Origin of the sequence: Streptomyces sp. NPDC048291 (assembly GCF_043201715.1) — a bacterium.
GTDB lineage: Bacteria > Actinomycetota > Actinomycetes > Streptomycetales > Streptomycetaceae > Streptomyces.
On the sequence record NZ_JBICZC010000001.1, the window covers coordinates 957,913 to 972,933 of the forward strand.

The following is a 15,021-nucleotide window of genomic DNA, read 5'->3' on the forward strand; positions in this document are numbered from 1 at the left end:
GGGGACTACTCATGGGGCTTGGAGTGCCGGAACTCGTACTTGAATCAAACGGACGCACCTGGACGCTCGATCCGTCCAGGTCATACACCCTCGGACGCGATCCGCAGGGGGACATCGTGTTCGACGACGCCAGGGTCTCCTGGCGGCACGCCACGATCAGCTTCGACGGCCGCAGTTGGGTCATCGAGGACCACGGCAGTACCAACGGCACCTTCGTGCAGAGCAGCAGGGTCCAGCGGTCGGAGATCGGCCCGGGCTCGGCCGTCCATCTCGGCAACGCGAACGACGGACCGCGCCTCGGCCTCTCCGGCGCCGCGACCGCCGTCGCCCAACCGCAGCCCCAGCAGCAGCCGTTCGCGGCGCAGGGCGCGGGCGGCGCGGGCTGGTCCCAGCCACCCGCTCCGCAGCCGTCGGCCGTGCAGCAGGCTCCGCAACAGGGCTGGCAGCAGGCCCCGCCGGCGATCCCGCAGCAGCAGGGCGCCCCGGCCATGGCCTCCGGCGGTGGCGCGGGGGCGCCGCCGGTCTACGGCGACCGCAGCCCGACCACCTTCCACCAGTTCTCCGTCGGCCGCGTGATGCGCATCGGCCGCGCCCTGGACAACGAGCTGGTCGTCTCCGACCTGCAGGTCTCGCGCCACCACGCCGAGTTCCACTCCACGCCCGACGGCCGCATGGAGATCCGCGACCTCGGCTCGCACAACGGCACGTACGTCAACGGCATGCCGATCGCCAAGAGCGGCAGCGCGCTGCTCGACGCGGACGACATCGTGGGCGTCGGCCACTCCACCTTCCGGATCGTCGGCGACCGGCTGGAGGAGTTCGTCGACACCGGTGAGGTCTCCTTCTCCGCACGCCACCTGACCGTCACGGTCGACGGCGGCAAGCAGATCCTGAAGGACGTCTCCTTCGGCGTCCCGGAGAAGTCCGTGATCGCGGTCATCGGCCCGTCGGGATCCGGCAAGTCGACCCTGCTCAAGGCGCTCACCGGCTACCGCCCCGCCAACGAGGGCGAGGTGCTGTACGACAACCGCAACCTGTACAAGCAGTTCGCCGAGCTGCGCCAGCGCATCGGTCTGGTCCCGCAGGACGACATCCTGCACAAGGAGCTGACCGTCAAGAAGGCCCTCAAGTACGCGGCCAAGCTCCGCTTCCCCGCCGACACCACGGGGGAGGAGCGCGAGGCCCGGATAGACGAGGTGCTGCGCGAGCTGAAGCTCGACGTCCACAAGGAGAAGAAGGTCACCTCCCTCTCCGGCGGCCAGCGCAAGCGCGTGTCGGTGGCCCTGGAGCTGCTCACCAAGCCGTCGCTGATCTTCCTGGACGAGCCCACCTCGGGCCTCGACCCGGGCATGGACCGCGATGTCATGCAGCTGCTGCGCGGCCTCGCCGACGACGGCCGCACGGTCCTCGTCGTCACCCACTCGGTGGCCGAGCTGGCGCTGTGCGACAAGCTTCTGGTGATGGCCCCGGGCGGTGCGGTCGCCTACTTCGGCCCGCCCGAGGAGGCACTGAACTTCTTCGGCTACGACACCTGGGCCGACGTCTTCTCCGCCTTCGAGAACTACCGCGACTACGACTGGGCGGGCCGCTGGAAGGGCTCGCAGCACTACCAGATGTACGCCGCGGACATCGACGCGATTGCTCCGCAGTCCGTACAGATGCCGCCGATGCAGGTGATGAAGCCGAAGAAGCCGCAGAGCTGGGGTTCGCAGCTGCTGACCCTGGTCCGGCGGTACGTGTCGGTCATCGCCTCCGACAAGGGCTTCCTGGCGCTGACGGTGATCCTGCCGGCGGTGCTCGGCGCGGTCAGCCTGCTGATCGACAGCGACAAGACCCTGCTGGTGAACCCGATCAACTCGAAGACGGGGGTGCCGGTCCCGAACGGCACGGCGACCACGGTCCTGCTGATCCTCGCCGTCGGCGCCTGTTTCGCGGGCGCCGCGAACTCCGTGCGCGAGCTGATCAAGGAACGGGTCATCTACGAGCGGGAGCGCGCGGTCGGCCTGTCCCGGTCGGCGTACCTGATGTCCAAGGTGGTCGTGCTCGGCCTGATCACCGTGCTGCAGGGCCTGATGGTCGGCCTGATCGGCTTCTCCAGCCGCACGATCCCCGACCAGGGCGTGGTCCTCGGCCACTCCACCCTCTTCGAGCTGTGCATCCCGATCATGGGGCTCGGCTTCACCTCGATGATGTTCGGCCTGGTCATCTCCTCGCTGGTGAAGACGTCCGAGAAGACCATGCCGCTGCTGGTGATGTTCGCGATCATCCAGGTCGTGTTCACCGGCTGCCTGTTCACCCTGAACGGCGCGGTCGGCGTGAACCAGGTCTCGTTCCTGATGCCCTCCCGCTGGGCGGTGGGCGCGGCCGGCGCCACGCTGGACTTCAACAACATCGCGCCCAACGTCGACGACCCGACCAAGACGGATCCGCTGTGGAACCACACGGCCGGCGCCTGGACCATGGACATGGCCGCGCTGATCGTCATCGGCGTGATCTGCGGCTTCCTGGTGGCCCGCTTCCTGCGCCGCCACGAGCCCGAGGTCATGCGCAAGTAGCAGGTCCGTACGAACGCCGAAGGGCGGCGCCCCGCAGTGGGGTGCCGCCCTTCGGCATGTGCGTGAAGAGGTCCGCGCAGGCCTCAGTACGCGCTGTTGACGTTGTCCATCGAGCCGTACCGGTGGGCGGCGTAGTTGCAGGCGGCCGTGATGTTGGCGACCGGGTCGTAGATGTTCCACGAGGTGCCGGCCACGTGGTAGGTGGCGAAGGTCGGCGGGATGACCTGGAGCAGACCCTTGGAGGGGATGCCGTTGATGGCGTTGATGTCCCAGTTGTTGATGGCGTTGGGGTTGCCGGAGGACTCCCGCATGATGTTGCGGTACAGGCCGTTGTACGAGCCCGGGATGCCCTTGGCGTTCATGATGTCGAGGGACTGGCGGATCCAGCCGTCGAGGTTGTTGGCGTAGCTCTTCGTGGCGACCTGCTGGAGCTGCGGGCGCGCGGCGGACCGGCTGGCGGCCTGCTGGGCGGCGCGCTTGGCGGCGGCCTTCTTGACGGCGGCGACGTGGTTCACGTGGGCCGCGTGCAGCTTCTTCGCGTGGACCTGCTTCACGTGGGCGACGTGGGCCGCGTGGACCTTCTTCAGGTGCGCCACGTGCAGCTGGTGGGCGGAGGGCGCCTTCTTCTTGGCGATGGCCTCGAGCTTGACGTTCTGCAGGGCCAGCCGGTCCGTGACCCTGCCCGTGACGTCCTTGACCTGCGCGGTGCCGTAGGCGGCCTTGGCGGCGGTCTCGGGGGTACCGGACGCGATCGTCTCGGCGCTGCTCGGCACGGCCGAGAAGGCGAGGGCGGCGGCGCCGAGCGTGGCGACACCGGCGAGCGCGAGCTTGTGGTGCTTGGTCAGGGTGGGACTGTGGCTGTGCTTGGGCATGGCTTCGGACCTCTTCGAATAGCGCGGAGGTCGCTCGTTGTCCGCGGGGGAGACCGGCTCCTCCTGCACGAACACCGCCGGGGGAACCCGCGGTGCTGAGCGACGGTTGCCATTCTTAGCGGCCGCAAAATGCCGTGGCAAAGGTGTGACGTACGATCCGCGGTAGTGGAGCCCGGAGGGGCAAATCGGGACAGACTGGAACGTCTGCCCCGTTCGCGCCGGGACCCTTTATCTCCTATGTCCGTTCGTACGTGATGTGCGCCCTATGTGCGGCCTCACATCGGCCGCACATGAATCTCACCGGGAGTTGCTGACGCAACGCACTGCGTGAGGGGTCTACTGCGGGAGGATGAGGTGCACGTCGCCGAACTCGTGCCACAGGTAGAGAGCGCGCAGCGCCTCCTCGTAGCCGAGGTCGACCGCGGGCCGCCCGGCGACCGCCTCCAGCATCAGCAGATGCGAGGCCTCCGGCTCGTGCAGCCCGGTCAGCAGCCCGTCCACCACCCGGACCCCGCGCCTCGGCGTCACCACCAGCTCCGTCCAGCCCTCGGCCGCCCGCACCACCCCGTCGGACCCGGCCGCCGACTCCACGGCCCGCACCGCGGTCGTCCCGACGGCCACCACCCGCCCCTCTCCCGCTCTGACGTTGTTGATCAGCCGCGCCGACGCCTCCGGCACGGCGAACCGCTCCGCGTACGGCGGCTCGTACGCCTCCGCCGACGACACCCCGGTGTGCAGCGTGATCGGCGCGAACTGCACCCCACGGCTCACCAGCTCCGCCACCAGCCGCGCGGTGAAGGGCCGGGCCGCGCTCGGCATCTCCGCGCTCCCCGCCCCGTCCGCCGACGGCAGCGCGAACACCGTCTGGTATACGGACAACGGCTGGTCCCGCTCCGTATACGAGTAACGGATGGGCCTCCCGTATTCCCGCAGCACCCCGTGCACGTCCGTCGAGGCCCGCGCCCACCACAGCCGCTCGCCCCGCTCGCTCAGCGGCTCCTCAAGGACCAGCCGCCCGCCCCCGGGCAGCCGCACCCCCGTACCCGCACGCGTACCCGCACGCGCGCGTGTGGTCCCCTTCCCGTCCGGCTCGCGCAGCTCGACCGCCCACCGCCCGTCCCCGCGTACCTCGTCCCCGCGCGTGGAGAAGTGCACCACCACGCGCGCGTGCCCGACCCGCCCGTCCACGGCCGCCGCCAGCGTCGGCGAGGTGTTCACCACCAGCAGGTCCCCGGCCCGCAGCAGACACGGCAGCTCGGCGAAGGCGTGATGCGACACCGCCGTCCCGCGCGACACCAGCAGCCGTACGGCGTCCCGATCCAGACCCGGCCCGCGCTGCTCGGCCGGCACCCGCGCGGACAGCTCCTCGGGCACCCGCAGCACCGTCGTCATCGCCCCTCCACCAGGGCAGGAGCCCCGTACCGCCCGCTCACCGGCCGCTCGTCCAGGAGCCGCAGGAAGGCCGGTACGACACTCACCGGCGCCGGCCGCGGATCGTCGTCGTCCGGTACGGCCGCCGCGTACAGGCCGGTCGCCATGTCCCCGGGATCCACCGCCCACACCCGCAGCCCCGGCTCCTCCACGGCGAGCACCGCCGCCAGCTGGTCCAGGGCCGCCTTCGAGGCGCCGTAGCCGCCCCAGGTCTCGTACGCCTCGGCGCCCGCGTCCGAGCTGACCGCGACCACCGCGCCCGCCGCCGACTCCCGCAGCAGCGGCAGCGCCTCCTGGACCAGGCCCAGCGCGGCCACCACGTTCACCTCCAGCGCCCTGCGCAGCCCCGCCAGCGGCAGCTCGCCCAGGCGCACCAGCGGCTCGGCGCCCAGCGCGCTGGCATTGCTCACCAGCAGATCCACCCCGCCCAGCTCCCGCGCGGCGGCCACCAGACCGGCCCGGTGCCCGGCGTCCGTGACGTCGCCGGGCAGCGCCGCCACCCGCGTCCCGTGCTCCGCGACGGCCTCCGCCGTCTCCTTCAGCACCCCGGCCCCCCTGGCGTCCAGCACCAGATCCCAGCCGCGCGCGGCCAGCGCCTCGGCCAGCGCCCGCCCCAGCCCCTTCGAGGCCCCCGTGATGATCGCTACCGGCATGACAACCGTCCCCTCGGCTCCGTCCGCCCGCGTCGGCGGTGATCCCAACGTAGGAACCGGACCGCCCCGGCCGCCTCGGACGCGGGCCGCAACCCGGCGGGGTCCTTCGGACTAAGCCGCCGGTCCGGGCCTCGCGCCCTAGGTCCCCGGGCCTACGGCCGACGGTCGAGGTCCTGCCGCCATCGGTCCGATCCGCGCTGTCGGACCCCGCCGGTACCGTGAGGACATGAGTCAAGGTCCCCGGTCCGGCCTCGCCGCGGTGAGCTCCGCGCTGCTGGCCATGAGCAGGCATCTGGAGGTGCGCGACGTCCTCAAGACGATCGTCGCCTCCGCCCGTGAGCTGCTCGACGCCCAGTACGCCGCGCTGGGGGTCCCCGACGACCACGGCGGCTTCGCCCAGTTCGTCGTCGACGGCGTCACCGACGCCCAGTGGAAGGCCATCGGCCCGCTCCCGCGCCAGCACGGCATCCTCGCGGCGATGCTGCGCGAGGCCAAGGTCGAGCGGCTGGCCGACGTCCGCACGGACCCCCGCTTCGAGGGCTGGCCCTCCGCCCACCCCGACATGTCCGACTTCCTGGGCCTGCCGATCCGGGACGGCGACGAGGTCATCGGCGCGCTGTTCCTCGCCAACAAGAACTGCGCGAAGCCAAGGGGAGGCTGCGGCTTCACCGCCGAGGACGAGGAACTCCTCTCCATCCTCGCCCAGCACGCGGCCATCGCCCTCACCAACGCCCGCCTCTACGAGCGCAGCCGCGAGCTGACCATCGCCGAGGAGCGCTCCCGGCTCGCCCACGAACTGCACGACGCGGTCAGCCAGAAGCTCTTCTCGCTCCGCCTGACCGCCCAGGCCGCCGCCGCCCTGGTCGACCGCGACCCCTCGCGCGCCAAGGGCGAGCTGCAGCAGGTCGCCGTGCTCGCCGCCGAGGCCATCGACGAACTGCGCGCCGCCGTCGTGGAGCTGCGCCCCGCGGCCCTCGACGAGGACGGCCTGCTCGCCACCCTGCGCACCCAGATCCAGGTCCTCGACCGCGCCCACACCGCGCGCGTGACCTTCGCCGCCGGCGGCTTCCGCGCCCTGCCCGCCGCCCAGGAGGAGGCACTGCTCCGGGTGGCCCAGGAAGCCCTGCACAACGCCCTGCGGCACTCCGGGGCCGAGCACGTCGACGTGACGCTGAACCGGCGCGGCGGCGGAGCCGTCCTGCGGGTCACGGACGACGGCGGCGGCTTCGACCCGCACCTCACCCGGCGCGCCGGACGCCACCTCGGCCTGGTCTCCATGCGGGACCGGACGAGCGGCGTCGGCGGCACGCTGACCGTGGAATCGGCGCCCGGCAAGGGCACCACGATCGAGATGGAGGTCCCCGGTGGCTGACGCAATCCGGGTGCTGCTGGTCGACGACCACCAGGTCGTGCGCCGGGGCCTGCGCACCTTCCTGGAGGTCCAGGACGACATCGAGGTCGTCGGCGAGGCCGCCGACGGCGCCGAAGGGGTCGAGCGCGCCCAGGAGCTGACCCCCGACGTCGTCCTGATGGACGTCAAGATGCCCGGCCTGGACGGCGTGGCGGCGCTGCGCAGGCTCCGCGAACTCGACAACCCCGCGCGCGTGCTGATCGTCACCAGCTTCACCGAACAGCGCACGGTGGTCCCGGCCCTGCGCGCGGGCGCCGCCGGATACGTCTACAAGGACGTCGATCCCGACGCGCTCGCCGCCGCCATCCGGTCGGTGCACGCCGGGCACGTGCTGCTCCAGCCCGAGGTGGCCGGCGCCCTGCTCTCCCAGGAGGAGGCCAACTCCGGCCAGGGCAGGGGCGGCTCGCTCACCGAACGGGAGCGGGAGGTGCTCGGGCTGATCGCCGACGGCCGCTCCAACCGCGAGATAGCCCGTGCCCTGGTGCTGTCCGAGAAGACGGTCAAGACGCACGTCTCGAACATCCTGATGAAACTCGACCTCTCCGATCGCACGCAGGCCGCCCTGTGGGCCGTTCGCCATGGCGTGACCGGCTGAAACGCCTTCCGCAGCGCTTCACCTACGACAATATGGAGGGTCGCCTTCCGGGCTGAGATTCATACCGTCGTGGGAATGTCACCCGGACGGCGCATCCTCTGTCGGCCGCCGCCGTTCTTCAGTGCGTGCTGCGGCGACCGCCGTGGCGATCGCCAAGGAGGGCTCAAGAAGTGAAGAACCTGAAGAAGGCAGCGGCCGTGACGATGATGGCCGGCGGGATCGTGGCCGCCGGTGCCGGACTGGCCTCCGCCCACACCGGCGGCGCCACCGCGGTCGGCGAGGCCCACGGTTCTCCGGGCGTCGTCTCCGGCAACGTCATCCAGGCCCCGGTGCACGTTCCGGTCAACGTCGTCGGCAACAGCATCAACGTCATCGGCGTCCTGAACCCCGCCTTCGGCAACCTCGGCCTCAACCACTGAGACCACGACCTCCGGCCTTCCGGCTACCCCGGAAGGCCGGGCAGCGCCCCGAAGGGGCGCGGGGCCGAATTCGATTTGCGGCTGCCGCCGCGCGGGCGCGACCAGCCACTACGCCGCCGCAGACGACCGGCGCATCTCGCGCTACTTCGCCGCACGTCCAGCAGAGCGCTCAGCGCCCCCGCTCCTCCACAACGGAGTTGTACGCCGCGACCTGCGCCCGCCGGGCCGTCCGCTCCACCGGCCGCAGCGCCAGCGACCGCGCCGCGATCTCCGACGCGCTCACCGCCCCGCCGTGCCCGTTGTCGTAGGCCAGCGAGACCAGCAACCCCACCCGCTGCGCCAGCTCCAGCACCCGCACCGCCCGCGGCGGATACCCCGGGGCCAGCACCTCCCGGCCCCGCTCCGCACGCGCCCGGTACGCGTCGATCGCCGCCTCCGCCACCGGCCCCGACCCCGCGACGTCCAGCTTCGACAGCACCTCCGTCGCGTCCCGCAAGGCCTCGGCCAGCTCGCGCTCCGCCTCACCGAGCGACGGCACGTCGGCCGGCGGAGCCTCCCGCACCGGCAGCACATGCCAGACCACCTCGACATGCACATCGCCGGCCGGCCCGGCCTCGTACACCTCCGGCACCAGCCCGAACGCGGCGCCGTGGCAGATCACCGCCTCCTCGGCCTCCAGCGCCCGCGCGTTGAACTCCGGCGGCCCGCTCAGCCCCAGCGGATGCCCGGACGCCGGCAGCGCGACCCGCAACCCGGTCGCCCCCAGTGCCCGCAGCCGCCCCAGCGCCAGCGTGAGCCCGACCGGAGCGGACTCACCGGGCAGCCCCTCCACCCGGTGCACCGCGTCCTCGCCGACGATGGCGAGCACGGCGTCATCCGGAGAGACAAGTCCGGTCAAAAGGGCGTTTCCCCAAGCGGCGAGGCGTCCTGAACGCGGTTCCGAGAGCATGCCCCCACCCTAAGGACAGGACCGATGGAATGGAGCGGCGCACTCGTGGCGTAGATTTCATAAGGGCTGCGCCCACCGGCGCCGCCACCCGGGCCACAGGCGTACGCGACAGCCGAGAACGGCGACACTGCAAGGGGAGACAACGCGCTCATGAGCGATGTTCTGGAGCTTCAGGACGTATCCGTGGTCCGGGAGGGCCGGGCTCTGGTGGACCAGGTCTCCTGGTCGGTGAAGGAGGGCGAGCGCTGGGTCATCCTCGGCCCCAACGGCGCCGGCAAGACCACCCTCCTGAACGTCGCGTCCAGCTACCTCTTCCCCAGCAACGGCACCGCCACCATCCTCGGCGACACCCTCGGCAGGGTCGACGTCTTCGACCTCCGCCCGCGCATCGGCATGGCCGGCGTCGCCATGGCCGAGAAGCTCCCCAAGCGCCAGACCGTCCTGGAGACCGTGCTCACCGCCGCCTACGGCATGACCGCCCACTGGCAGGAGGAGTACGACGAGGTCGACGAGGAGCGCGCCCGCGCCTTCCTCGACCGCCTCGGCATGACCGACTACGTGGACCGGAAGTTCGGCACCCTCTCCGAGGGCGAGCGCAAGCGCACCCTGATCGCCCGCGCCCTGATGACCGACCCCGAGCTCCTCCTCCTCGACGAGCCCGCCGCGGGACTCGACCTCGGCGGCCGAGAGGACCTGGTCCGCCGCCTCGGCCGGCTCGCCCGCGACCCGATCGCCCCCTCCATGATCATGGTCACCCACCATGTCGAGGAGATCGCCCCCGGCTTCACCCACGTCCTGATGATCCGCCAGGGCAAGGTCCTCACCGCCGGCCCGCTGGAGCTCGAACTCACCTCCCGCAACCTCTCCCTCTGCTTCGGCCTCCCGCTCGTCGTCGAGCAGCTCGGCGACCGCTGGACCGCCCACGGACTGCCCCTGTCCTGACCGCTCTTGACGAGTTCTCACGACTCCTGCGGGGCCCTGACCCGGCAAAGCACTCTGTCGTGGTCGGCACCTCCGGCCCTACCATGACTATGTGAACAGCATCGACGCATGGGTGTGGTGGCTCGTCGTCGCGGCGGCGCTCGGAATTCCGCTCGTGGTGACCGCTATGCCGGAGTTCGCCATGTTCGCGGTCGGCGCCGTGGCCGCCGCGGGTACCGCCGGACTCGGCGCGGGCACCGTGATCCAGGTGCTCGTCTTCGTCGTCGTCTCGGTCGCGCTGATCGCCGTCGTACGTCCCATCGCGAACCGGCATGCCGCCCAGCGTCCGCAACTCGCCACCGGCGTCGACGCGTTGAAGGGCAAACAGGCCGTCGTACTCGAACGCGTCGACGGCAGCGCGGACGGCCGGATCAAGCTCGCCGGCGAGATCTGGTCGGCGCGCGCCCTCGACCCGGACCGTGCCTACGAAGTGGGACAGGAAGTCGACGTCGTGGAGATCGAGGGGGCCACCGCGATCGTCATCTGACCTCGTAAGACTCAACTGAACAGAAGAGTCCCCGAGTTGCGCGTGCGTCTGTCAGACTCATCCAGCAAGATCTTCAACAACCATAAGATCTGCCGAAGCGCCGAGGCGGAGAAGGGTACGGGGAGCGACGATGGAACCGGTCATCATCGTCCTGGTCATTCTGGTGGTGTTGGTCTTCATCGCCCTGATCAAGACGATCCAAGTCATCCCACAGGCGAGCGCCGCCATCGTCGAGCGCTTCGGCCGCTACACGCGGACCCTGAACGCGGGCCTGAACATCGTGGTCCCGTTCATAGACACCATCCGCAACCGCATCGACCTGCGTGAACAGGTCGTCCCGTTCCCGCCGCAGCCGGTGATCACCCAGGACAACCTGGTCGTGAACATCGACACCGTCATCTACTACCAGGTGACGGACGCGCGCGCGGCCACCTACGAGGTCGCCAGCTACATCCAGGCCATCGAGCAGCTCACGGTCACCACGCTCCGCAACATCATCGGCGGCATGGACCTGGAGCGCACCCTGACCTCCCGCGAGGAGATCAACGCGGCCCTGCGCGGCGTCCTCGACGAGGCCACCGGCAAGTGGGGCATCCGCGTCAACCGCGTCGAGCTCAAGGCGATCGAACCGCCCACCTCCATCCAGGACTCGATGGAGAAGCAGATGCGCGCCGACCGTGACAAGCGCGCCGCGATCCTCACCGCGGAGGGCACCCGCCAGGCGGCGATCCTCACCGCCGAGGGCGAGAAGCAGTCCCAGATCCTGCGTGCCGAGGGTGAGGCCAAGGCCGCGGCCCTGCGCGCCGAGGGCGAGGCCCAGGCGGTCCGCACGGTCTTCGAGGCCATCCACGCCGGCGACCCGGACCAGAAGCTCCTCTCCTACCAGTACCTCCAGATGCTCCCGAAGATCGCCGAGGGCGACGCCAACAAGCTCTGGATCGTCCCCAGCGAGATCGGCGACGCCCTCAAGGGCCTCTCCGGCGCGATGGGCAACTTCGGTAACCTGGGCGGCGGTTCCAACGGCGGCGGCAACATCCCCTCGCAGGAACGCCGCGAGAAGCCGAGCATCGACTGACGGTCCCTCAAAACAAAGGTTCCCCGCACCCCGTTAAGGGGCGCGGGGAACTGCGCGATCAGCCACAACGAAGCCGCAGTCGCCGGACGACCGAGACCAGGCACTCTCCTAGGCGGCCACATCCCCCGCCAGCCACTCGGGCAACGACGCCAGATCCTCGGCCCCCATCGCCAACAGCATCGCATCCTGCGGCGAAGGCTCGAACGGCTTCCGAAGCAACGGCATCTCCGCCTGCTCCGGCGTCCGGTCCGCCTTCCGGTGATTGTCCTCCGCGCAGGACGCCACCGTGTTCAGCCAGGAGTCCGCACCGCCCTGCGCCCGCGGCACCACGTGGTCCACGGTCGTCGCCCGCTTCCCGCAGTACGCGCACCGGTGCCGGTCCCTGACCAGCACCCCCCGCCGCGACCAAGGCGCCTGTCTCCGAAAGGGCACCCGCACATACCTGCACAGCCGTATGACCCGAGGCGCAGGTATGTCCACCTCGGCACCGCGCATGCGCAGCTCGGGGTGGGCCTGCTCGACGACGGCCTTGTCCTGGAGCACCAGAACGACGGCGCGGTTCAATGTCACCGTAGACAGCGGCTCGAAGCTCGCGTTCAGCACCAGCGTGTCACGCATCCAGCCCACCTCCCATGTGCACCTGCCCACCCCCGGCGGGCTTGGATCAACTCTGGACGGGCGCGCCGAGATGGACAACGCAATAAAAACTGCCCGCCCCTGATCACTTCCATGACCAGAGACGGGCAAACGTTCAATGAACGCTCAGCTGATTTCGCGCGCTGCGTCAGCCCTGCTCGGGGTTCTCGTACTCCCCGATGAGCTGCGCCCGCGCGACGGCGTGGAACCGCAGGTTGAACCCGACGACGGCGGGCGACACACCGGCGTCCGGACCGAGCTTCTCCTGGTCCACCGCATACACCGTGAAGACGTACCGGTGCGGCCCGTCCCCGGGCGGCGGCGCGGCACCGCCGAAGTCCTTCGACCCGTAGTCGTTGCGCACCTGCACCGCACCCTCGGGCAGACCCTCGAACTTGCCGCTGCCCGCGCCCGCAGGCAGCTCGGTCACCGAGACCGGGATGTCGAACACGGACCAGTGCCAGAACCCGCTGCCCGTCGGGGCGTCCGGGTCGTAGCAGGTCACGGCGAAGCTCTTGGTCCCGGCCGGGAAGCCCTCCCACCGCAGCTGCGGCGAGGTGTTGCCCTTGGCGTAGACCTGAGCGTCCTTGAGCGTCGCCCCTTCCTCGATGTCCTCGCTCGTCACCGTGAACGACGGGACGGGCGGATGGAAGTCATGGGGGAGAGGCCGCCGCTTGAGCTCGGTCACCTCGGTACCTCCTGATCGATACTGATCGATTACGTAACCCACTACAGGATCCGTCACGGAATCCGCGGTTCCCGAGCCTAGAACCAGTTGCGCTTGCTGCCGACCTCGGACAGCCACTGGTTGAGATAAGCCGCCCAGTCGGTCCCGTGGAAGTCGTGCAGCCCCACCTGGAACGACCGGAACGTGTCACTGCCCTCGCTGAACAGCCCCGGCTTCTTGTCCATTTCGAGGATGACGTCCATGGCGTGCGCGTCCGCCACGAAGCTCAGCTCGACCTGGTTCAGCCCCCGGTACTGGGACGGCGGGTGGAACTCGACCTCCTGGTAGAACGGCAGCGTCTGCCGCGTCCCCCGGATGTGCCCCTTCTCCAGGTCCGCGTTCCTGAACCGGAAGCCCAGCTGGATGAAGGCGTCCAGGATCGCCTTCTGCGCCGGCAGCGGATGCACGTTGATCGGGTCCAGGTCCCCGGAGTCGACGGCACGCGCGATCTCCAGCTCGGTGGTCACCCCGATGTGCATCCCGCGCAGCGCCTGCCCGTCGATCATCGTGACGGGCGTCTCCCACGGGATCTCCAGCCCGAACGGCACCGCGTGCACGGCCCCGGCCTGTAGCTCGAAGGCACCGCCGAGCCGCGTCTTGCCGAAGGCGATGTTCTGCTTGTACTCCTCGTCGCCGTGCTCCACCTCGACCCGCGCCTGGAGCCCCACGGACAGCCCCTGGATCTCCTGGTTCACCGAGCCGCCCTGGATCCGCACCTCGCCCTGGACGACACCGCCCGGTACGACGTTCACCTCGGTGAGCACCGTCTCGACGGACGCCCCGCCGGCCCCCAGGCTCGCGAGCAGCTTCTTGAACCCCATGACTCTCCTCTACTACGCACGGTCTACTACGTACGGACCCTTGATCCCTACAAACGCGATCCGGTCGCGACCGGTTCCGGCCCACACCCTGGCAAGCAGACGATTCCTTGACCAGTCCTTGGCGTCCCCGGTCTGGACTACGCTCGGGCGCCATGATCGCGCCCCCGGACCGTACGCCACTCCCCAGAGCCTTCTTCGACCGCCCTGTCCTGGAGGTCGCCCCCGACCTCCTCGGCCGCACCCTTCTCCGCACGACTCCGGACGGCCCGATCGCGGTGCGACTCACAGAGGTCGAGGCGTACGACGGCCCGAACGATCCCGGCTCGCACGCCTATCGCGGCCCGACCCCCCGCAACGAAGTGATGTTCGGTCCGCCCGGACACGTGTACGTCTACTTCACCTACGGCATGTGGTTCTGCATGAACCTGGTCTGCGGTCCCGAGGGCACCGCGTGCGCGGTCCTGCTCCGCGCCGGCGAGATCATCGAGGGCGCCGACCTCGCCCGTAAACGTCGACTTTCGGCCCGATACGACAGAGAACTGGCCAAAGGACCGGCCCGCCTGGCCACCGCCCTGGGCGTCGACCGGGCCCTGGACGGCACGGACGCGTGCGCCGACGGCGAGACCCCGCTGCGGATACTGACCGGCACCCCCGTCCCCTCCGACCAGGTACGCAACGGTCCGCGCACCGGAGTCGCCGGCGAGGGCGGTGACGGCGAGATCCATCCCTGGCGCTACTGGATCGCCAACGACCCCACCGTGAGCCCCTATCGGGCCCATGTACCGAGGCGCCGCTCAAGTTGACGCGTCCCTGGAAGGTGCGTAATGTAGCCCGAGCCGCTGAACCGGGTACGGCAATCGCCAGCAACCGGAAGTGGCCACCCACTACCTACGACTTCCCCTGACGGGGTCGATTTCGGCGTGCCCGCATGCCTGAATTCGAGCCCGCGGAACTCGATTATGAGTCCCGGCGGGAATCGGCTAACGTAGTGAATGTCGAAAGGTCGACGGGCGAAAGCCAAAAAGCCTGAAGACAATCCCGCCGACCGGGAATCGGACGCCGAAAGGATCTGATAGAGTCGGAAACACCGAAGGGAAGCCCGGAGGAAAGCCCGAGAGGGTGAGTACAAAGGAAGCGACCGTTCCTTGAGAACTCAACAGCGTGCCAAAAATCAACGCCAGATATGTTGATACCCCGTCTCCGGCCGATCGGCTGGGGCGAGGTTCCTTTGAAATAACACAGCGAGGACGCTGTGAACGGTCGGATCATTCCTCCGACTGTTCCGCTCTCGTGTGTGTCGTCCCGATTACGGGAAAACATTCACGGAGAGTTTGATCCTGGCTCAGGACGAACGCTGGCGGCGTGCTTAACACATGCAAGTCGAACGATGAACCACTTCGGTGGGGATT

15 protein-coding genes and 1 rRNA gene are annotated in these 15,021 nt (G+C 69.8%); 9 read left to right on the forward strand and 7 right to left on the reverse strand.

What is annotated here, in order from left to right:
- Positions 1 to 11: 11 nt before the first annotated feature.
- Positions 12 to 2,555 carry an FHA domain-containing protein gene (locus tag ACGF5O_RS04240; RefSeq protein ID WP_393808367.1) on the forward strand — a complete coding sequence of 848 codons (2,544 nt, stop codon included), beginning with the start codon at positions 12 to 14 and terminating at the stop codon, positions 2,553 to 2,555.
- 83 nt (positions 2,556 to 2,638) lie between these two features.
- Here ACGF5O_RS04240 and ACGF5O_RS04245 read toward each other — a convergent pair whose 3' ends face one another.
- The 3 genes from ACGF5O_RS04245 to ACGF5O_RS04255 form a co-directional block, all read right to left on the reverse strand.
- The gene (locus ACGF5O_RS04245; protein ID WP_393808368.1) at positions 2,639 to 3,427 is read right to left on the reverse strand and encodes a transglycosylase SLT domain-containing protein; all 789 of its coding nucleotides are present in this window, start codon (positions 3,425 to 3,427) and stop codon (positions 2,639 to 2,641) included.
- Positions 3,428 to 3,763: 336 nt separating this feature from the next.
- Positions 3,764 to 4,819 carry an S-adenosylmethionine:tRNA ribosyltransferase-isomerase gene (locus tag ACGF5O_RS04250; RefSeq protein WP_393808369.1) on the reverse strand — a complete coding sequence of 352 codons (1,056 nt, stop codon included), beginning with the start codon at positions 4,817 to 4,819 and terminating at the stop codon, positions 3,764 to 3,766.
- Complete coding sequence (locus ACGF5O_RS04255) at positions 4,816 to 5,511, reverse strand: SDR family NAD(P)-dependent oxidoreductase (RefSeq protein WP_393808370.1); 696 nt, start codon at positions 5,509 to 5,511, stop codon at positions 4,816 to 4,818. Before ACGF5O_RS04255 ends, ACGF5O_RS04250 begins: the two co-directional genes overlap by 4 nt.
- A gap of 226 nt (positions 5,512 to 5,737) precedes the next feature.
- Here ACGF5O_RS04255 and ACGF5O_RS04260 point away from each other — a divergent pair, with 226 nt between their 5' ends.
- The 3 genes from ACGF5O_RS04260 (at position 5,738) to ACGF5O_RS04270 (ending at position 7,936) form a co-directional block, all read left to right on the forward strand.
- Positions 5,738 to 6,883, forward strand: a complete 1,146-nt coding sequence (locus tag ACGF5O_RS04260) for a GAF domain-containing sensor histidine kinase (RefSeq protein WP_393808371.1) — start codon at positions 5,738 to 5,740, stop codon at positions 6,881 to 6,883.
- Positions 6,876 to 7,517 carry a response regulator gene (locus ACGF5O_RS04265; RefSeq protein WP_393808372.1) on the forward strand — a complete coding sequence of 214 codons (642 nt, stop codon included), beginning with the start codon at positions 6,876 to 6,878 and terminating at the stop codon, positions 7,515 to 7,517. Before ACGF5O_RS04260 ends, ACGF5O_RS04265 begins: the two co-directional genes overlap by 8 nt.
- Before the next feature lie 170 nt (positions 7,518 to 7,687).
- On the forward strand, positions 7,688 to 7,936 hold the full coding sequence (locus tag ACGF5O_RS04270) for a chaplin (protein ID WP_393808373.1): 249 nt from the start codon (positions 7,688 to 7,690) through the stop codon (positions 7,934 to 7,936).
- Positions 7,937 to 8,105: 169 nt separating this feature from the next.
- Here ACGF5O_RS04270 and ACGF5O_RS04275 read toward each other — a convergent pair whose 3' ends face one another.
- A complete protein-coding gene (locus ACGF5O_RS04275) occupies positions 8,106 to 8,885 on the reverse strand; it encodes a hypothetical protein (protein WP_393808374.1) in 780 nt (259 codons plus the stop codon).
- A gap of 150 nt (positions 8,886 to 9,035) precedes the next feature.
- On the opposite strand from ACGF5O_RS04275, the gene ACGF5O_RS04280 reads away from it, so the two are divergent.
- The 3 genes from ACGF5O_RS04280 to ACGF5O_RS04290 all read left to right on the forward strand — a co-directional run bounded on the left by ACGF5O_RS04280 (position 9,036) and on the right by ACGF5O_RS04290 (position 11,428).
- Positions 9,036 to 9,827, forward strand: coding sequence for an ABC transporter ATP-binding protein (locus ACGF5O_RS04280; protein ID WP_393808375.1), 792 nt, complete (start codon positions 9,036 to 9,038; stop codon positions 9,825 to 9,827).
- Positions 9,828 to 9,918: 91 nt separating this feature from the next.
- A complete protein-coding gene (locus tag ACGF5O_RS04285; protein ID WP_393808376.1) occupies positions 9,919 to 10,353 on the forward strand; it encodes an NfeD family protein in 435 nt (144 codons plus the stop codon).
- A 130-nt stretch (positions 10,354 to 10,483) separates the two neighbouring features.
- Positions 10,484 to 11,428 (forward strand): SPFH domain-containing protein, encoded by a 945-nt coding sequence (locus ACGF5O_RS04290; RefSeq protein ID WP_393808377.1) that lies wholly within the window; start codon positions 10,484 to 10,486, stop codon positions 11,426 to 11,428.
- Positions 11,429 to 11,536: 108 nt separating this feature from the next.
- On the opposite strand, the gene ACGF5O_RS04295 is transcribed toward ACGF5O_RS04290, so the two are convergent.
- The 3 genes from ACGF5O_RS04295 to ACGF5O_RS04305 all read right to left on the reverse strand — a co-directional run bounded on the left by ACGF5O_RS04295 (position 11,537) and on the right by ACGF5O_RS04305 (position 13,612).
- The gene (locus tag ACGF5O_RS04295; protein ID WP_393808378.1) at positions 11,537 to 12,046 is read right to left on the reverse strand and encodes an HNH endonuclease; all 510 of its coding nucleotides are present in this window, start codon (positions 12,044 to 12,046) and stop codon (positions 11,537 to 11,539) included.
- Positions 12,047 to 12,212: 166 nt separating this feature from the next.
- Positions 12,213 to 12,752 (reverse strand): YbhB/YbcL family Raf kinase inhibitor-like protein, encoded by a 540-nt coding sequence (locus ACGF5O_RS04300; RefSeq protein ID WP_393808379.1) that lies wholly within the window; start codon positions 12,750 to 12,752, stop codon positions 12,213 to 12,215.
- A 77-nt stretch (positions 12,753 to 12,829) separates the two neighbouring features.
- A complete protein-coding gene (locus ACGF5O_RS04305) occupies positions 12,830 to 13,612 on the reverse strand; it encodes a sporulation protein (protein ID WP_362581039.1) in 783 nt (260 codons plus the stop codon).
- A 152-nt stretch (positions 13,613 to 13,764) separates the two neighbouring features.
- On the opposite strand from ACGF5O_RS04305, the gene ACGF5O_RS04310 reads away from it, so the two are divergent.
- Both ACGF5O_RS04310 and ACGF5O_RS04315 read left to right on the forward strand, forming a co-directional pair.
- Entirely contained in the window at positions 13,765 to 14,415 is a 651-nt protein-coding gene (locus ACGF5O_RS04310) for a DNA-3-methyladenine glycosylase (RefSeq protein WP_393808380.1), read from the forward strand.
- 516 nt (positions 14,416 to 14,931) lie between these two features.
- Positions 14,932 to 15,021, forward strand: a 16S ribosomal RNA gene (locus ACGF5O_RS04315); the annotation flags it as partial.

Excerpts from the sequence above, each read along its gene's own strand:
- ACGF5O_RS04295 (WP_393808378.1), bottom strand. The coding sequence starts at position 12,046 with ATGCGTGACACGCTGGTGCTGAACGCGAGCTTCGAGCCGCTGTCTACG.
- ACGF5O_RS04275 (WP_393808374.1), bottom strand. The coding sequence starts at position 8,885 with ATGCTCTCGGAACCGCGTTCAGGACGCCTCGCCGCTTGGGGAAACGCC.
- ACGF5O_RS04245 (WP_393808368.1), bottom strand. The coding sequence starts at position 3,427 with ATGCCCAAGCACAGCCACAGTCCCACCCTGACCAAGCACCACAAGCTC.
- ACGF5O_RS04260 (WP_393808371.1), top strand. The coding sequence starts at position 5,738 with ATGAGTCAAGGTCCCCGGTCCGGCCTCGCCGCGGTGAGCTCCGCGCTG.
- ACGF5O_RS04255 (WP_393808370.1), bottom strand. The coding sequence starts at position 5,511 with ATGCCGGTAGCGATCATCACGGGGGCCTCGAAGGGGCTGGGGCGGGCG.
- ACGF5O_RS04305 (WP_362581039.1), bottom strand. The coding sequence starts at position 13,612 with ATGGGGTTCAAGAAGCTGCTCGCGAGCCTGGGGGCCGGCGGGGCGTCC.
- ACGF5O_RS04280 (WP_393808375.1), top strand. The coding sequence starts at position 9,036 with ATGAGCGATGTTCTGGAGCTTCAGGACGTATCCGTGGTCCGGGAGGGC.
- ACGF5O_RS04240 (WP_393808367.1), top strand. The coding sequence starts at position 12 with ATGGGGCTTGGAGTGCCGGAACTCGTACTTGAATCAAACGGACGCACC.
- ACGF5O_RS04310 (WP_393808380.1), top strand. The coding sequence starts at position 13,765 with ATGATCGCGCCCCCGGACCGTACGCCACTCCCCAGAGCCTTCTTCGAC.
- ACGF5O_RS04290 (WP_393808377.1), top strand. The coding sequence starts at position 10,484 with ATGGAACCGGTCATCATCGTCCTGGTCATTCTGGTGGTGTTGGTCTTC.
- ACGF5O_RS04250 (WP_393808369.1), bottom strand. The coding sequence starts at position 4,819 with ATGACGACGGTGCTGCGGGTGCCCGAGGAGCTGTCCGCGCGGGTGCCG.